Origin of the sequence: Bacillus sp. BP-3, from assembly GCF_028401955.1 — a bacterium.
In the GTDB taxonomy this organism is placed as follows: Bacteria; Bacillota; Bacilli; order Bacillales; family Bacillaceae_G; genus Bacillus_A.
In genome coordinates, this window is sequence record NZ_JAQOTJ010000001.1 from 398,529 (window position 1) to 415,278 (window position 16,750).

Annotated in this window: 25 protein-coding genes and 1 pseudogene; 18 read left to right on the forward strand and 8 right to left on the reverse strand. The window is 36.4% G+C overall.

Features of this window, described 5'->3' with window-relative positions; translation table 11 throughout:
* Positions 1–20: 20 nt before the first annotated feature.
* Both PLX19_RS02070 and PLX19_RS02075 read right to left on the reverse strand, forming a co-directional pair.
* Entirely contained in the window at positions 21–263 is a 243-nt protein-coding gene (locus tag PLX19_RS02070) for a DUF2626 domain-containing protein (RefSeq protein WP_035429676.1), read from the reverse strand.
* A 114-nt stretch (positions 264–377) separates the two neighbouring features.
* Entirely contained in the window at positions 378–1,076 is a 699-nt protein-coding gene (locus PLX19_RS02075; protein ID WP_272186849.1) for a helix-turn-helix transcriptional regulator, read from the reverse strand.
* Positions 1,077–1,291: 215 nt separating this feature from the next.
* Here PLX19_RS02075 and comGA point away from each other — a divergent pair, with 215 nt between their 5' ends.
* Genes comGA through PLX19_RS02120 form a run of 9 tightly spaced genes read left to right on the forward strand, consistent with a single transcriptional unit; the run spans position 1,292 to position 5,955 of the window.
* Positions 1,292–2,335: a competence type IV pilus ATPase ComGA gene (comGA, locus tag PLX19_RS02080; protein ID WP_272186850.1), complete on the forward strand. Its 1,044-nt coding sequence runs from the start codon at positions 1,292–1,294 to the stop codon at positions 2,333–2,335.
* Positions 2,322–3,362 carry a competence type IV pilus assembly protein ComGB gene (comGB, locus tag PLX19_RS02085; protein ID WP_272187001.1) on the forward strand — a complete coding sequence of 347 codons (1,041 nt, stop codon included), beginning with the start codon at positions 2,322–2,324 and terminating at the stop codon, positions 3,360–3,362. Before comGA ends, comGB begins: the two co-directional genes overlap by 14 nt.
* Positions 3,363–3,374: 12 nt before the next feature.
* Positions 3,375–3,680, forward strand: a complete 306-nt coding sequence (gene comGC, locus PLX19_RS02090; RefSeq protein WP_020061630.1) for a competence type IV pilus major pilin ComGC — start codon at positions 3,375–3,377, stop codon at positions 3,678–3,680.
* The gene (gene comGD / locus PLX19_RS02095; RefSeq protein ID WP_272186852.1) at positions 3,677–4,111 is read left to right on the forward strand and encodes a competence type IV pilus minor pilin ComGD; all 435 of its coding nucleotides are present in this window, start codon (positions 3,677–3,679) and stop codon (positions 4,109–4,111) included. The genes comGC and comGD overlap by 4 nt, the downstream gene beginning before the upstream one ends.
* On the forward strand, positions 4,101–4,418 hold the full coding sequence (locus PLX19_RS02100) for a type II secretion system protein (RefSeq protein ID WP_272186853.1): 318 nt from the start codon (positions 4,101–4,103) through the stop codon (positions 4,416–4,418). Before comGD ends, PLX19_RS02100 begins: the two co-directional genes overlap by 11 nt.
* Positions 4,390–4,845 (forward strand): competence type IV pilus minor pilin ComGF, encoded by a 456-nt coding sequence (gene comGF, locus PLX19_RS02105; protein WP_272187002.1) that lies wholly within the window; start codon positions 4,390–4,392, stop codon positions 4,843–4,845. Before PLX19_RS02100 ends, comGF begins: the two co-directional genes overlap by 29 nt.
* On the forward strand, positions 4,842–5,219 hold the full coding sequence (gene comGG, locus PLX19_RS02110) for a competence type IV pilus minor pilin ComGG (protein ID WP_272186854.1): 378 nt from the start codon (positions 4,842–4,844) through the stop codon (positions 5,217–5,219). Before comGF ends, comGG begins: the two co-directional genes overlap by 4 nt.
* A 1-nt stretch (position 5,220) precedes the next feature.
* Entirely contained in the window at positions 5,221–5,718 is a 498-nt protein-coding gene (locus tag PLX19_RS02115; RefSeq protein ID WP_272186855.1) for a shikimate kinase, read from the forward strand.
* 36 nt (positions 5,719–5,754) lie between these two features.
* Entirely contained in the window at positions 5,755–5,955 is a 201-nt protein-coding gene (locus tag PLX19_RS02120) for a YqzE family protein (RefSeq protein WP_272186856.1), read from the forward strand.
* Positions 5,956–6,205: 250 nt separating this feature from the next.
* On the opposite strand, the gene PLX19_RS02125 is transcribed toward PLX19_RS02120, so the two are convergent.
* Positions 6,206–6,829, reverse strand: coding sequence for a VC0807 family protein (locus PLX19_RS02125; protein ID WP_272186857.1), 624 nt, complete (start codon positions 6,827–6,829; stop codon positions 6,206–6,208).
* A 233-nt stretch (positions 6,830–7,062) separates the two neighbouring features.
* Between PLX19_RS02125 and PLX19_RS02130 the strand changes: the two genes are divergently transcribed.
* On the forward strand, positions 7,063–7,293 hold the full coding sequence (locus PLX19_RS02130; protein ID WP_272186858.1) for a hypothetical protein: 231 nt from the start codon (positions 7,063–7,065) through the stop codon (positions 7,291–7,293).
* Positions 7,294–7,385: 92 nt separating this feature from the next.
* Complete coding sequence (locus PLX19_RS02135; RefSeq protein ID WP_090996252.1) at positions 7,386–7,532, forward strand: hypothetical protein; 147 nt, start codon at positions 7,386–7,388, stop codon at positions 7,530–7,532.
* A 51-nt stretch (positions 7,533–7,583) separates the two neighbouring features.
* Here PLX19_RS02135 and PLX19_RS02140 read toward each other — a convergent pair whose 3' ends face one another.
* On the reverse strand, positions 7,584–8,378 hold the full coding sequence (locus tag PLX19_RS02140; protein ID WP_272186860.1) for a YqhG family protein: 795 nt from the start codon (positions 8,376–8,378) through the stop codon (positions 7,584–7,586).
* On the reverse strand, positions 8,365–10,047 hold the full coding sequence (locus PLX19_RS02145) for a DEAD/DEAH box helicase (protein ID WP_272186861.1): 1,683 nt from the start codon (positions 10,045–10,047) through the stop codon (positions 8,365–8,367). Before PLX19_RS02145 ends, PLX19_RS02140 begins: the two co-directional genes overlap by 14 nt.
* A 259-nt stretch (positions 10,048–10,306) precedes the next feature.
* Between PLX19_RS02145 and gcvT the strand changes: the two genes are divergently transcribed.
* The 7 genes and pseudogenes from gcvT to PLX19_RS02180 all read left to right on the forward strand — a co-directional run bounded on the left by gcvT (position 10,307) and on the right by PLX19_RS02180 (position 15,617).
* Entirely contained in the window at positions 10,307–11,407 is a 1,101-nt protein-coding gene (gene gcvT / locus PLX19_RS02150; RefSeq protein WP_272186862.1) for a glycine cleavage system aminomethyltransferase GcvT, read from the forward strand.
* Positions 11,408–11,427: 20 nt separating this feature from the next.
* Positions 11,428–12,771, forward strand: a complete 1,344-nt coding sequence (gene gcvPA, locus PLX19_RS02155; protein WP_272186863.1) for an aminomethyl-transferring glycine dehydrogenase subunit GcvPA — start codon at positions 11,428–11,430, stop codon at positions 12,769–12,771.
* Entirely contained in the window at positions 12,768–14,243 is a 1,476-nt protein-coding gene (gene gcvPB, locus PLX19_RS02160; protein ID WP_272186864.1) for an aminomethyl-transferring glycine dehydrogenase subunit 2, read from the forward strand. The genes gcvPA and gcvPB overlap by 4 nt, the downstream gene beginning before the upstream one ends.
* A 271-nt stretch (positions 14,244–14,514) precedes the next feature.
* A complete protein-coding gene (locus PLX19_RS02165) occupies positions 14,515–14,739 on the forward strand; it encodes a DUF3929 family protein (protein WP_098914792.1) in 225 nt (74 codons plus the stop codon).
* A gap of 58 nt (positions 14,740–14,797) precedes the next feature.
* Positions 14,798–14,989, forward strand: coding sequence for a hypothetical protein (locus PLX19_RS02170; protein ID WP_020061612.1), 192 nt, complete (start codon positions 14,798–14,800; stop codon positions 14,987–14,989).
* 111 nt (positions 14,990–15,100) lie between these two features.
* Positions 15,101–15,480 (forward strand): annotated as a pseudogene (locus PLX19_RS02175) (GntR family transcriptional regulator).
* On the forward strand, positions 15,477–15,617 hold the full coding sequence (locus PLX19_RS02180) for a hypothetical protein (RefSeq protein ID WP_272186865.1): 141 nt from the start codon (positions 15,477–15,479) through the stop codon (positions 15,615–15,617). Before PLX19_RS02175 ends, PLX19_RS02180 begins: the two are co-directional and overlap by 4 nt.
* A gap of 192 nt (positions 15,618–15,809) precedes the next feature.
* Here PLX19_RS02180 and PLX19_RS02185 read toward each other — a convergent pair whose 3' ends face one another.
* From PLX19_RS02185 to PLX19_RS02195, 3 genes are read right to left on the reverse strand one after another with little or no spacing between them, the layout of a single operon-like run.
* Entirely contained in the window at positions 15,810–16,043 is a 234-nt protein-coding gene (locus tag PLX19_RS02185; protein WP_272187003.1) for a DUF3975 family protein, read from the reverse strand.
* A 39-nt stretch (positions 16,044–16,082) separates the two neighbouring features.
* A complete protein-coding gene (locus tag PLX19_RS02190; protein WP_272186866.1) occupies positions 16,083–16,397 on the reverse strand; it encodes a DMT family transporter in 315 nt (104 codons plus the stop codon).
* A gap of 1 nt (position 16,398) precedes the next feature.
* The gene (locus PLX19_RS02195) at positions 16,399–16,731 is read right to left on the reverse strand and encodes a DMT family transporter (protein ID WP_272186867.1); all 333 of its coding nucleotides are present in this window, start codon (positions 16,729–16,731) and stop codon (positions 16,399–16,401) included.
* Positions 16,732–16,750: the final 19 nt, after the last annotated feature.

Here is a 16,750-nt window from a genome sequence, read left to right on the forward strand (position 1 = left end):
AAGATGGCGTGTATGCCATCTTAATGTCCAACTCCTGGTGTAAGAAGGAATGTCGTATAGTATGTAAATCCAATGAAGAAGACTGTTAAATATGCGCCAAATACATAAATGTACATGCGCTCTGTTAATTTTAAATAGCTTAAAAGTACAAAAAATCCTGTTTGTCCTAAAAATAAAAGTGCTGCCCCATACATATCCCCTAAGTAAAACATCACGGAAAAAATACCAGTCCAAAAGCCGAGAACGCGAAACATGCGCTCCATCCCATTCCCCTCCCTTTGTATGAACTCAATACTCTCCTTAATTATAATGCACTTTTCTAACTATTGTAAACATTTACAAAATAATAAGAAGCCAGTATAATCTGGCTTCTTATTTTACACATGAAGATGATAATTACAAGACTTACAACCTGTTTCGAACATATTATCATTACGTGCTAATTCCATGTTCGGAAATAGCACTTCAAAGATCCCTTTCATCATATCGACGTGCATGTTACAAACTTCTTTTGGATGATGAATGGCAACTTCTTTAAATGGACAATTGTATACGTCATAGAAAATTTTTGATCCATCGGTGCTTAATTCAAATTCTGGAGATAAGCCCGCTGTTGTTAAAGCTTCTTTGGCAATTTGTACTTTTTGTTCAACCGTTAATTCATTTTCATTAATGTTTAAGCGATTTAGCTGTTGTTCCATTAATTCTTTACCAAACTTTTTACCCGTTGCATAAAGTGCTTTTTCACCAACTTCACCTAAGCTAAGTAATGTATTGCAAGCAATTTGTGCTAACAATTGATAATCGCGAAACGGAAATTGCAGTTGAATGACATCATCTGATAAGACATATAACCGGCTAGGTCTACCGCCTTTACCTGTTTTTTTTGTTTCTGATTTTAACATATTTACATCTTCTAGCTTTGAAAGATGTAAACGCGCAACATTCGGATGAATATCAAATTCGTCAGCAATTTCTTGTACGGTAACCTCTGTGTGTTTTTGAGAAATATATTTATAAATATAATAGCGTGTTGGATCAGAAAGTACGTTTGTAATTTTTAAAGCTTGTTCCATGAGGATCGCCACCTTTATCGGTTTATCTGAGATAACAATATTATAATATAGATAACGTTGTATAACATGTTTTTGGGCAATGATTCATTAATTGTTCATAATTTCACAAACTTTTTAGGTATGTAAAATTAGAAAATATCGCCATGAAAATAGAAACTTCGCTATTTTTCTTTTCGTGATGGTCGTGATATATAAAGAGTAAGGAGGCGATAACAGTGAATGCTGTCGAACAATTTGCTGACACAATTATGAAAGAAGCATGTAGGTTGCGGGCATCAGATCTTCATATTGTGCCGCGTCATGAAGATGCTGTTGTACAATTGCGTATTGGAAAAGACTTAGTAACAAAGCATCATACTTCAAAAGAATTTTGTGACCGACTTGTATCACACTTTAAGTTTTTAGCAGCTATGGATATTGGTGAAAGGAGAAAGCCGCAAAATGGTTCATTGCAGATGAAAGTTGATGATGAGGAGGTATATTTACGTCTTTCTACTTTGCCAACTGTGCATCATGAAAGTCTCGTTATTCGGTTGCATTTACAAACTACGGTTCCGAACCTCTCTCATCTCTCATTATTCCCAAATTCCGCAAAAACACTTCTCTCTTTTTTACATCATTCGCATGGATTAATAATTTTTACAGGTCCGACCGGCTCCGGAAAAACGACAACGATGTATGCCCTTTTAGAAGTAGCAAAGAAGGAGCAGACTCGCCGCATTGTGACACTAGAAGATCCAGTTGAGAAGAAAAAGGATGGACTATTACAAATTCAAATTAATGAAAAAGCAGGTATTACGTATGCAACTGGATTAAAAGCGATTTTACGTCATGACCCAGATATTATATTAGTGGGAGAGATCCGAGATGAAGAAACAGCAAAGGTGGCGGTTCGGGCAAGTTTGACGGGACATTTAGTTATGACAACATTGCATACGAATGATGCGAAGAGTGCAGTGCTACGTTTAATGGATTATGGTATTACATTCTTAGAAATTGAACAATCGCTACTAGCGGTAGCGGCGCAGCGACTAGTGGAATTAAAATGTCCATTTTGTAAAGGAAAATGCTCACCATTATGTAAAAAAATGCGTCACGTACGCCGAGCGAGCATTTATGAATTATTGTACGGTGATGAATTAAAAGAAGTCATTTATGAAGCAAATGGAAAACAAGCAACGTATCAATATACAACGCTTCAAGATGAATTAAGAAAAGGATATGCACTAGGGTTTATTGAAGAAGATGTTTATGTGTAAGAAAGAAAAGTGGCGCTTACATGAACAAGCATTGCTACTTCGAAGGCTTGGCGAACTTTTAGAGAAAGGATATTCTTTATTACATGCATTAGAGTTTCTACATTTTCACTTAACTCCGCGTAAACAAGTGCAGCTTCAAGATGCTGCTGAAGAATTTAAAAAGGGAAGCAGTTTACATGATGTGTTTGATAAACTTGCATTTCATCCCGATATTTTAAGTTATTTATTTTATGCAGAGCGGCATGGTGATATTGCCTTTGCCTTGCAGCAAGGGAGCTCACTCCTCAGCAGAAAAGATAAACATCAAAAAAATATGATGAAAGTGCTGCGCTATCCATTCGTTCTTTCTTTGTTTTTATTAGGGATTCTCCTTGTATTTAATCTAGTTCTTCTGCCGCAGTTCTCTACTTTATACCGTTCCCTTCGCGGATCATCTACTTCATTTACAGACAGTATTTTAACCGTTATTCAAGCACTTCCGTATGTTATGGGGGGCGTTGTTGTTGTAATTGGTGCTGCAGTTCTTCTATATATGCTGTATGTAAAGAGGTTGCATCCAGTTACGAGAATGGATATTTGTATGAGAGCACCTCTTATACAAATGTTTTTTAAATTAACGAACTCACACTACTTTGCAATCCAATTAAGCGGCCTTTTACAAGGCGGGCTATCTATATTAGAAGCGCTAACCTTAATGAAGGAGCAAAAGCATCATTTGTTTTTTCAATGCGAAGCTCTCAAAATACAGGAGTTATTAACAATAGGGGAGCACCTTGATTCTATTATGATGAATCGTTCCTATTATGAACGGGAGCTTGCTTACATTATTAAACATGGACAAGCAAATGGTAATTTAGCAACTGAACTTGCCGATTATAGTGAAATGACAATAGAAAAAATCGAAGAGAAAATTAATCGTATTTTGTTTGTGATACAGCCCCTTTTATTTGCATGTATTGGAATGGTGGTTGTGCTTATGTATTTAGCGATGATTATGCCGATGTTTCAAATGATGGATTCTATTTAGGAGGCGTGTTCTGTGAAAAATGAAAAAGGATTTACGTTATTAGAAATGTTGCTTGTTATGGTTGTAATCTCTGTGTTACTACTGCTCATTATTCCAAATGTGGTAAATCAGCGCTCTTCCGTACAAGGAAAGGGATGTGATGCCTTTGTAAAGTCTGTTGAATCACAAGTACAAGCATATCAATTAGAACATAATAAAATCCCGACAGTGGACGATTTGTATACAGGTAAGTATATTACATCTAAAACTTGTCCAAAAGGGGAGAGCATTACAATTGATGCTGCAAATGGAGAGGTTAAAGTTGTAGGGAAATCGTGAAGAAAAATGGCTTTACGCTATTGGAAATGCTCCTCGTATTAAGTGCCATTTCCATTTTAAGCGTTGTAACGTATTTTAATTTATCGTCGATTTATGAAAAGCAAAGGATGAATCAGTTTATGCATCAGTTTTCTCAAGACATCCTTTTCATGCAACAAGTAGCGATGAGCTGCCATAACCGTCACACATTACGGTGGTTTCCTAATCAAGCCTCATACAGCATTACATCGTCAGGAGAAACAGATCCTGTTCTAGTTCGTTACTATTCATCTGATATACAAGTGAATATAAACACATTCCCTAATCCAATGAGTTACGGGCCGGATGGTAATATTAATAGAGGCGGAACAATTATTATTTCTTATAAATCCAAAACGTACCATGTTGTATTTCAACTTGGGAGAGGAAGATTTACGTATTATGAAGTGTGACAAAGGTTCGGTTATGCTAGAAATTCTTGTGTCGCTGAGTTTATTAATGATGGCGGTTTGGCTTTTGCTTCCGCAAACGCTTCTTATTATGCAGGAAAGAAAAAATATCCAGCTTCGATACAGAGCGCAGCTACTTTTGAAAGAAGCGGCAGCGGTATATATGTATGAGCATGTTGTTTCGCCAGTAATAGAAAAGCGCTATGAAAATACGGTATATACAATTCAATGGAAGACCGAGAAGGTGTGCGTAATGTGGAAAGATAGTAAACAGCGTGAGAATGAACGGTGTCGTTATGTTAAAAAGTAAGCAAGCTGGGTTTACGTTATTAGAAGTTATGATATGTTTTCTATTTTTATCTGTATTTTTTCTTCTTCTCCCGCGTCTTCATGTCTTCTTTATAGAACCGCCGTACCCTAAACAAATTACGAATTGGGAATGGAACGTTTTTTTAGAGCAAGTACAAATTGAATTTCGGGATGTAGAAGAAGGCGATAATGGGGAAGGAAAATTATTTTTCAAAACAAAGAAAGGAGAACATATCACATATGTTAAGTCTGGAAATAATGTTGTTCGAAAAGTAAATGGGGCAGGACATGAAGTTCTATTACAAAAAGTAGAGAACATTTCTTATCAATTAGCAGCTCATACATTAATGATACGTGTGCGGGATATAAGCGGTAAAGTATACGATGGTGTTGTTACTCGTTATTCTGCTATTGAGGTGAAAGGATGAAATCGGAAAGTGGATTTACAATGCCGGGAACAATCATCCTCATATTTTTACTTATGTCTTTTTTAGTATACGAGACAAATATATTCCTATCAGATCAAAAGTTTTATACAGAAGCAGAAGAATTGTTTATATTAGAAGAAATAACGAGCCAAGCTGTTGCGGATGTAAAACAAGAATTAAAAGCTAAAATGGAAAAAAGAGAATTTTTTTATACGTATGAAAAAGGAGAAGCAAAGGGAGATTACACAATAGTAGATGGGAATGTTTATATTACTTTACAATGTATAACAAAACGAAAGCGCGCAAGTAAAGTTAGCTTTCGTTATAATACAAATAACGAAGAGATTACGAATTGGCAAGAGGAGAGAGGATAACATGCAAACATTATATATAACAGGTTTTATGGGAGCAGGGAAAACAACAGTTGGTAAAGCGTTAAGCAGTGCACTTCATTTGCCTGTTATTGATACAGACCAACGTATTGAAGAGAAGACAAAGAAAGTTATTCGGGATATCTTTTCAGAAGAAGGAGAGGATGAGTTTCGAAAGTATGAAAGTGAAGTGCTGCAATCATTACCGACCGATGATTACATTATTACAACTGGAGGAGGAATCGTTGAAAAAGCTGAAAATCGAGAGTGGATGAAAGGACATGGCACGGTAATTTATCTGTACTGTGATCCACATGTGATTGCAGAACGAATTGTTGGGGATACAACAAGACCGTTATTTCAAAAAGAAAATATAGGGTCGTTTATCGAGAAATTTGAAAAGCGTCAAGTTTATTATGAAGAAGCAACAGTGAAGATCGATACGACAAATAAAAATGTTGAAGCAATTGTTCAAGAAATTCAAGGGCTGATTAATAAATAAGAAAGTGGGCATACTAATCTAGTAGAGGTGATAGGTATGTCTACAAATGATTATATAAAATATGTCACACAACAATTTGTATCATATATGGATGCTCCAAAAGAGGATCGAAAACAAAAACGGCAGCAGCGTCGTGAAGAGAGAGAGCCATTTTTGAATCGTTGGTTTGGTATGTTGCCGTTAAGCGCCGCAATTTTTTATCGCCAAATGAAGAAAAAGAGGAAGAAATCAAGTTAAGTATTTCTTTGGAAACATTTACAACTAGAATAGGGTTTCATGTCATAGTACAATTTCTACGGCGAGTTGAACACGCCGTATATTCGACAATATAACCTAGAAAAGAAGCTCCACCGCTTACAAGTAGTGGAGCTTCTTTTTCATCCTACTTTAACGAGCAGTAAGACTCCCACCTCAAGATGTAGAGAGAAACAAGGAAGTAAGGTGGGAGATAAAAAAACTCCCACTGATAGAAGTTTCACTTTATGCGTTAAACTTCAGCTTCAGTCACCTGTTTAATTTTATTACTAATCCAAAGGAACCCAGCTCCAATTCCGATTGAAATGCACCAACCAACTCCTGTCATAATCGCTTTCATTTCTCCGTATCCGTCTACTCCAAATTTAGAAATCATATAAATCTTAATACTGCTAAGTACAATAAATTGTAAGCCAAAAAAGAAAGTAAAGTATTGGAATGATGGAAAGAGGCGTGGGTCACGATATAACAATTGCGATTTCTTTCGATTATCCCCTTGTAATGCAGCAAGGTCGGCTGCGAAATATAGCATGAGTGGTTGTTTGATAAAGATGGTACATATCACAACAATACCAAGTACAATGTGATAGTACACGTCGTTCCATAACATCTTTTCAGCTGATCCGGAAAGTAAATCTACGCTTGTATTTACAATCATCGTGATGAGGATAAAAAAGCCGGTCACATGAAATTGCCGTTCTTTCTTAAAACAATACAGTGTATAAAAGATGCCTGGCACAGAAGAAATGAGCATGGCATAATATGCATCCATATATTGTTTACCGAATTTCCAAATAACAAATGGAAAGATGAGATAAAAAATAATATCGTAGATTGCTTTATTGTTTTGTTTCATTGAAATCCCCCTTTGTTTGTATTGTACAACAAGTATTCTGAATATTAAACTTGTTTGCATAATAATTAAAACGCTTTCATTTTTTAGATTTGTTCACAGAATTGTCTAAAATACACTTTGATACTATGGCAATGTTGTTTTATAATGGAACTAATCATCTATACATGCATACATTGATTGTGAAATGAATAACATATTGAGTTTATATAAATGTAAACGTTATCAAAGGAGAGGTGGTACAAATGAGTAAATTTTTCTTTGATCAAAATCCTGCAACAGTTGAGGATGGAAGATTGATAGAATATGCAGAAACGATTTATGGAAAGGGCGGACGTTCTGTATTAGAGAACTTAGTTTTAAAGGCATCTATTCGACTACGTGATCGTTATCCTCATAAGTCAGATGAGCAGATATCTTATCTTGTGAATCAACAGTTGCATGATATGTTTCAAAAATATGTGTAAGGAGAGGTAATTACCTCTCCTTATTTTTTTGTATAAGGGGAATATGGATTGCGAAAACTAATGTTGAAGTATATACAAGTGGGGTGAACAAAATGAGTAACGGAGCAGGCGGTTCAAAGAAGAATAGAGAAACAGATGCTAATCATGTAAGTGCAAAAGATAGAGAATATCAAAAGAGAATGACAAAGATTCATCAGCAAGAACATAACGATGGCCGGAAATATAATGGGAAAATTTAAAATGAACTTTTACTTTTTAACATAAAAAAGCTCCTTGTAGAAGGAGTTTTTTTATATTAAAAAATGGTTCGCTGTCACATAAAAGAGTCCGCCGTTTATAATTTGCATCGTAATGCGCGGCTCATATTGTTCTTGCAGGGCTCGTTTTTCTATCTCAAAGCTTTCTGGTAATTTATCACTTTCCTCATAAAAACGGTTTAGTAGTTGTAAATCGTGATTCCAACGAACTTTTGCTTCTTCAGCCCATGTGTGATCGTCTGATGCAATGATACGTTTCATGGCTTCTTCAATTCTAGATAACCCGCTTTGCGGTTTAATAATTGGCGTTAATGTAAAACAAAAATCAGGAATTTTTGGTGTAAGACGAAGCGATGTTAATGCCTCGTGAAAATTTGTAATCATCGCACCAGAAATAAGGTGAATCCCGATGGAATACAACATATCTTTTTTTCGATCACATTGATAGGAGATTTTTATATTAACACCAAGCCAAGGGTGAAGCGGAGTGCTTGTTTTTCCGTTTAAATGTACATCTTCAAATAAACGAATGTAAGCACCTAATTCTTTTGTTGCTTGAAAAATTTGATGTAAGCGCGGAGAACCGTAGTGAATGAATTCACCTTCTTGCTCCTCATGTTTTGCATCAGTAATGAATGTAAGACGCATCGGATTTGGTATACCGCCCGTTTTTTCAAGATAATGCCAGTAAAATGGGCGATTCATCAGTAGTTTGTCCATTTCAGTTGTTAATTGAACGTCTAATAAATGAGGAAAACGCTGCAAAATTTCACAGCCGTTTGCCTCAAAAAAACAATGTAGATAGTGATGAATTTCATGTTGCTGCATAGCCATGCACCTCAGCTTCATTTCGTTTGGCAAATTCAATAATCGACGTTAAATTTTCCATTTTAATTCGGATTTCTCCTTCACTTTTGGAATGAGCAAAAATATCATGAATGTGAGCATCGATGTTTTTCATATTAATTCTTGTTAAAATTTCATCTAAATCACCAATGACACGTTCAAATAAGTCAATTTTTTCATACAGCAGTTTTAAAATATGCTCTTCTACGGTATGTTTCGTTGCCAAATTATAAATATGAACGTCATGCTTTTGTCCAAGACGATGAATCCGTCCGATTCTTTGTTCAAGGCGCATCGGATTCCAAGGAAGGTCATAGTTGATCATGTAATTACAAAATTGTAGATTTATTCCTTCACCGCCTGCTTCTGTCGCAATTAACACTTGGGCATGGTTTTGAAACAATTCTTTCATCCAATCTTTTTTGCCGCGCTTAAATCCGCCACGAAATGGTACAGATGAGATGCCGTGCTGCTTTAAAAACCATTGCAGATACATTTGAGAAGCACGGTATTCTGTAAAAATAACAACTTTATCATTAACTTCCTTAATAATTTCTAATGCTTTATTTGCTTTTGAATTAGCAGAAATACCATTAATTTTCTCCATTAACACATCTATGTATGGATCTACTGTATATTGCTCATTTTCTTTTTGCCGCTTTTCTACATGCTTTTTGAGTGAGAAATAAACAGCTTCGCGGCTACTGCACGCTTCACGCTTCAATGTTAAAGCAGAAAATGCTGAGGTAAATACATCTTGTCTTTTCCATCCTTCAATTGCATCGTATAAAGCTTTTTCTTGCTCATTGAAATCGACAAAGAGCGTATGAACGTGTCGTTTTGGCCATTCGATGCCAGTGTCGTGCCGTCGATTCCGTACCATTACTTTATTAATGAGTTCTTTTAAATGTTCATCTGTTTCAGCCGTGCGATTTTTCGAAGCGTAATATTCTTCAAAATTAGACTGGTTGCCGAGATGTCCAGGTTTTAATAACGAGACAAGATTAAAGATTTCATCAATGCGATTTTGAACCGGTGTTGCTGTAAGTAATAAGCAAAATTTTTTCTTTAATAGTTGCGCAAATTCATAGTTTTTCGTTTTGTTGTTTTTTAGTTTATGTGCTTCATCAATAATAATGAGATCATATTCTAAATTTAAAACGATATCACGGTGCGGCGAGCGCTTTGCTGTATCGATAGACGATACAATAACATCAGCTTGCTCCCAGGAGTAGCTTTTTCTCTGCATGGCGGCTGGAATGAAAAATTTTGTATTTAGTTCATATGCCCATTGTGAAACGAGAGATGCAGGGACAAGAATGAGCACTTTTTTCACAAGTCCGCGCACCATATATTCTTTTAAAATAAGTCCAGCTTCAATTGTTTTTCCAAGTCCAACTTCATCTGCTAAGATTGCTTTCCCGTTCATCTGTTCAATGACGGTTTGCGCAACTTCTAATTGATGTGGAAGCGGCGTGAAATTAGGTAAATGTTTAGGCGCCTGTAGCCCGTCAAATGTAGGAATGAGAAGGGACTGTTCAGTTTGATATGCGAGATGAAATAGTTCCCAGTTTGTCCACGGGCCATCTTCTTCTATTCGTTTTAAGAAGTTTTCTTGCCAAGAACGCTCTATTGAAATTTCGACATTCATGGATAAAATCTCACCTTCTATAAATTCTAAATTATTTTTTTAGCTAGAATATTGATGAAACGGCTCGAAAAATGTTAGGATAATGGTGTGAAATGTGTGGGATCTTTCGTATTTTATCCAAGAAAGCACTTTTTTATTTACGCTTTCATAAAAAAATAGAATGAGATTCCGTATATCCCATCTTTTAATAATGAAAATGTTTAGAAATGGGAAGCCAATTTTTATTGATTTGTCTTAGAAGGCGTAAGGGGGAGAGAGCATGATTACGTTACAACGTACACCGCTATTTGATGTATACGCGAAGTATGGTGGGAAAACAATTGATTTTGGTGGTTGGGAATTGCCAGTTCAATTTTCAAGCATTAAAGAAGAACATGAAGCTGTTCGCACAGAAGCAGGTCTTTTTGATGTTTCTCACATGGGAGAAGTAGAAGTAAAAGGTGCAGATAGTTTAGCATTTTTACAACGTGTAGTTACAAACGATGTCTCTATCTTAAAGGTAGGCGGCGCACAATATACGGCAATGTGTTACGAAGATGGTGGTACAGTAGATGACTTATTAATCTACAAACGCGGCGAAGAAGACTATTTACTAGTAATCAATGCATCAAACATTGAAAAAGATTATGAGTGGTTAGCTTCTCATGTAAGCGGCGATGTGCAAGTAGTCAACGTTTCTAGTGAAATTGCACAACTTGCAATTCAAGGACCAAAAGCAGAGGGCATTTTACAAAAAGTTGTATCAGAAGATTTGAAAGAAATTAAGTTCTTTAAATTTAAAGACCATGTTCTTGTGGATGGTGTAGAAGCACTTGTATCTCGTACTGGTTATACAGGTGAAGATGGGTTTGAAATTTACTGTAAGAGCGAAGAGGCTGCGAAGCTTTGGGAAAAACTTCTTGAAGTAGGCGAAGAAGACGGTTTAAAACCATGTGGCTTAGGCGCGCGTGATACACTTCGTTTTGAAGCAACACTACCTCTTTATGGTCAAGAGTTATCAAAAGATATTACACCAATTGAAGCTGGAATTGGTTTTGCAGTAAAACCAAATAAAGAAATGGACTTCTTTGGAAAAGAAACGTTAAAGGAACAAAAAGAAAATGGTGCACCTCGTAAATTAGTCGGCATCGAAGTAATTGAACGTGGTATCCCGCGCACGCATTACCCAGTATATGTGGGCGAAGAAAAAATCGGGGAAGTTACAAGTGGTACACAATCTCCAACGTTAAAGAAAAGTATCGGTTTAGCGTTAATTGATGTGAAATATACAGCAGTTGATACAGAAGTGGAAATTGAAATTCGTAATAAACGCGTCAAAGCAGTTGTTGTTCCAACACCATTTTACAAACGTTCAAAGTAACGGGGAGAGGGGAAAATTTCATGTTGCATCGTTATCTTCCAATGACAGAAGAAGACAAAAAAGAAATGTTACAAACAATCGGCGTTCAAACGATTGATGAGTTATTTTCTGATATTCCAGAAAGCGTTCGTTTCCAAGGAGATTTAAATATTAAACAAGCAAAGTCAGAACCAGAACTTTTAAAAGAACTGTCTGAGCTTGCTAGTAAAAATGCAAACTTAAAAGACTATGCTTCCTTCTTAGGAGCAGGTGTATATGATCATTATGCACCAGTAATTGTAGATCATGTTCTTTCTCGTTCAGAATTTTATACAGCTTATACGCCATACCAACCAGAAATTTCACAAGGGGAATTACAAGCAATCTTTGAATTCCAAACAATGATTTGTGAACTAACAGGTATGGATGTAGCAAACTCTTCCATGTATGACGGAGGTACAGCGTTAGCAGAGGCGGCAATGCTAGCAGCGGGTCATACTCGTAAAAAGAAAATTCTTGTTTCTAAAGCAGTTCATCCGGAATCAAGAGCAGTTCTTGAAACATATGCAAAAGGTCAACACCTTGAGGTTGTTGAAGTTGATTATAAAGATGGTGTAACAGATTTAGACGCATTACAAAGCAAAGTAGATGATACAGTAGCTTGCGTAATCGTTCAATATCCAAACTTCTTTGGACAAGTGGAGAAACTGGCTGATATTGAGAGAATCGTTCATCAGCAAAAATCATTATTCATCGTTTCTTCTAATCCATTGTCATTAGGGGCATTAACACCACCTGGTAAATTTGGTGCTGATGTTGTTGTAGGCGATGCGCAGCCATTTGGTATTCCAACACAGTTTGGTGGCCCGCACTGCGGTTATTTTGCTACAACAAAAGCGTTTATGCGTAAAATTCCAGGACGCCTTGTTGGACAAACAGTGGATTCTGAAGGACAACGTGGTTTCGTATTAACGCTGCAAGCACGTGAGCAACATATTCGTCGTGATAAAGCGACATCTAATATTTGTTCAAACCAAGCGTTAAACGCATTAGCAGCTTCTGTTGCAATGACAGCACTTGGGAAACAAGGTGTGAAGGAAATGGCACGTCAAAACGTTTCTAAAGCACAATATGCAAAACGTCAACTTGAAGCAAAAGGCTTTACAGTAACATTTTCTGGACCGTTCTTCAATGAATTTGTTGTAGATTGCAAACGTCCAGTACAAGAAGTAAGCGATGCATTATTATCCAAAAATATCATCGGTGGTTACGACCTTGGCCGTGATTATAAAGAACTTACAAATCATATGCTTCTAGCTGTAACAGAGTTACGCACAAAAGAAGAGATTGACACACTTGTAAACGAAATGGGGGCTATCCAATGAAGAATCAAGACCAAGCACTTATTTTTGAAATGAGTAGAGAAGGACGCGTAGGATATAGCTTACCCCAATTAGATGTAGAAGAAGTAAAATTAGAAGATGTGTTTGAGAGTGAGTATATTCGCACGGAAGATGCAGAGCTTCCTGAAGTATCAGAACTTGATATTATGCGCCATTACACAGCACTTTCAAACCGTAACCACGGTGTTGATTCTGGGTTTTATCCACTAGGATCTTGTACGATGAAGTACAACCCAAAAATCAATGAAAATGTAGCGCGTTTCCCTGGCCTTGCACACATTCATCCACTTCAAGATGAAAAGACAGTGCAAGGTGCAATGGAATTAATGTATGACTTACAAGAGCATTTAATAGAAATTACAGGTATGGATACTGTAACGCTTCAACCAGCAGCTGGTGCACACGGTGAATGGACAGGATTAATGTTAATTCGTGCATATCACGAAGCAAATGGCGATTATAAACGTACGAAAGTAATTGTTCCTGACTCTGCTCATGGAACAAACCCAGCTTCTGCAACAGTAGCAGGATTTGAGACGATTACAGTGCAATCAAATGAAAATGGTCTTGTTGATTTAGAAGACTTAAAGCGCGTTGTGAACGAAGAAACAGCAGCGCTTATGTTAACAAACCCAAATACACTTGGACTATTTGAAGAGAACATTTTAGAAATGGCAGAAATCGTCCATGATGCAGGCGGTAAATTGTACTATGATGGTGCAAACTTAAATGCAGTATTAAGTCAAGCGCGCCCAGGAGATATGGGATTTGACGTTGTGCATTTAAACCTTCATAAAACATTTACAGGCCCGCATGGTGGCGGTGGTCCAGGTTCTGGTCCAGTAGGTGTAAAAGCAGATTTAATTCCGTTTTTACCAAAGCCAGTTTTAGAGAAAACAGAGAGCGGCTACCACTTTAATTACGATCGTCCACAAGCAATCGGACGCGTGAAACCGTTCTATGGTAACTTCGGTATTAATGTTCGTGCGTATACGTATATTCGCTCTATGGGTCCAGATGGACTTCGTGCCGTAACAGAATATGCGGTATTAAACGCGAACTATATGATGAGAAGATTAGCTCCATTCTACGATCTTCCATTTGATAGACATTGTAAGCATGAATTTGTATTATCTGGCCGTCGTCAAAAGAAACTTGGCGTGCGTACGCTTGATATTGCAAAACGTCTGCTTGATTTCGGCTACCATCCACCAACAATTTACTTCCCGTTAAATGTGGAAGAATGTATTATGATTGAGCCGACAGAAACAGAATCAAAAGAAACATTAGATGGATTTATCGATACGATGATTCAGATCGCAAAAGAGGTAGAAGAAAATCCAGAAGTGGTTCAAGAAGCGCCACATACAACAGTAATTAAGCGTCTTGATGAAACAATGGCAGCACGTAAGCCGATTTTACGTTATCAAAAACCATCTATGGTTCAAGTTTAATCATCAATAATAATTTGTAGAGAACTCGCTATATGCGAGTTCTTTTTTCATATTGTCGAAGAAAGTGTCATTACCTAAAAAAGATGTTACAAAATTGTAGGTTTTATGTAAGATTGGAGAATTATCGCACTTTCTCAACATTTTTGTTGAAAAAGTCCCTTTGATAAAAGTGTGTATTTTTGTTAGAATTTTATTGAAATTAAAGTGAATGAGAAGCAAGAATGTCAATTTTTCATACATATGTGAAGAAATGAACAAGGGGATGAAAAAGATGGGCTATAAGCGTTGTAGGATGGTGTACCATTTAGAAAATGGTGATATGATTAAGGATATTAAAGAATTTTATTACCAAGATACAGAAAAAATGTTAGAGAGAGTGAAGCATCACGTATTAGATAACAAAAGTGTAACTGCAATTGATAGTAAAGGAACACTTATTCCAATCGCTTGTCATGATATTGTGAAAGTTGAGCTAGATCATTTACAGGAAAGTTAGTCTTGAGTCATAGGGGATAATTCGTTACAATAAATGAGTAAGTAGAGAGGAGTTCGTTATGGGTAGTAAAAGACATTTCTATATGTTTATTGTTGCATTTTTACTTGTTGCAGCATTAACGGTATATTTAATTATTGATAGCCATTGGTATAACACAGTACATCCAGCATTTCTTATTTTTATGTATGTTGGGATTGCGATTGTGAGCTTTGGTATGAGAGATGAGATGTTAAATCGCTTTGAGAAGTGATACATATATGAAAGACCAACAGGAAATTGTTGGTCTTTTTTTTGTTGCCAAAATAGAATGTGTATACTGTATATATAATATATATGGTATATACACGTTGTGGAGGGAAATATGAATATTATTATTTCAAACTCCTCACCAGATCTTATTTATGAACAAATTAGTAAGCAGCTTCGGCACCTTATTTTAAATGGGGATTTACAAGGTGGAGAGCAATTACCGTCTATCCGAAGTTTAGCGAAGGAATTACAAATTAGCGTAATTACGACGAAACGAGCGTATGAAGAGCTTGAAAAAGAAGGGTATATTGAGATGAGACAGTTGCTGGAAAAGGGACGTATGTTTCTGTGCAAAATAATGAGCTCATACGAGAACAAAGGTTGCGATTGTTGGAAAGTAAAGCTGAAGAAGTAGTAAATGAAAGTAAACTTCTCCAGCTGTCTCTTAAAGAGTTGCAGCATATGATTGCGTTTCTATATAAGGGGGAATGAGACACATGCTGGAATTAAAAAATGTTTGTAAAGATTATCAAGGTTTTTCAGTCCGATTAGAAAAAAGAAAATCATACGTTATGAAAGGTGTCTCATTACGAGACACCTTCTTTATTGCAACAAACTATGCACAATAATTTTATAAACCGATACCATACTCGGCGAGTAAACAGGTACGTTATATGTATGTAAGAGGAAACTAAAAAACACAACAAACATAATAAAGACGAAAAATAGCAGTAAAATCTGCTTATGTACAGAAGTTTGCATATCATCAGCTCCTTTTTTGTAGTATGTCCAAAGGAGGAAATGATATGAAAAAAAGACAGTTACTTCTTGTGAATTGAAGAACTGTCTTTTGAAAAGATCTTTTTCCAGAGTTTTGCGATACTCCAAATGATAATAATCCCAATAGAAGCGATAATGGACCAAATAACAGAAGCGACCTCAAGAGCCATGTTTGGGAGAAACGTGAGGATTGCAAACGCTTTATGAAATAACCATTCTGCAATATGGAATATAGCTTGCAATAAGAATACAATGGCAATTATGATTCCGGTCATAATTTGTGGTACTCTTTTTTCCACACTGCATTCACCTCATTAACTCATTAATTTTAAACCAACTGCACCGCATAAGATACAGCTTAAAAAGGCAAGGCGGCGCCAATCAGCGGATTCGCGAAAAATGAGAATACCAAGTAATGCACTTCCGGCGGTTCCGATTCCAGTCCAAATTGCGTAAGCCGTTCCCATTGGCAGTGTATCCATTGCGAGAGATAAGAAGAAGAAACTTACTGCGAAGTTGGCGATTAACATAAGCTTTGGCATCCAGCCTTTTTTTTCATTGGCTATCTTCATAAAGATAACACCAGTTACTTCACAAATACCAGCAATAATTAAATATACCCACGCCATTTTATGCGGCCTCCTTCTGTTCTTGTTCACCTGTTACTCGTTTTAAGCCGATAACACCTACGAAAATTAATCCGATAAATAAGATTTTTGTTATTGAAAAAGGTTCACCAAATACAAAAATTTCTGTTAGGACAATACCTCCAGCTCCAATTCCTGTGAAAACAGCATATACAGTTCCAACAGGAAGTTTTGCATAAGCCTTAAATAAAAGAAAAAAGCTAATAGCAATTGCAAGTACAACACCAATCCATTCTAGTGGTGTTGTGGCATGCTTTAAGCCAATTACCCACACAATTTCAATGAGTCCTGCGATAACAACATAAATCCATTCCATCATTTATTCCCCTTCCTAC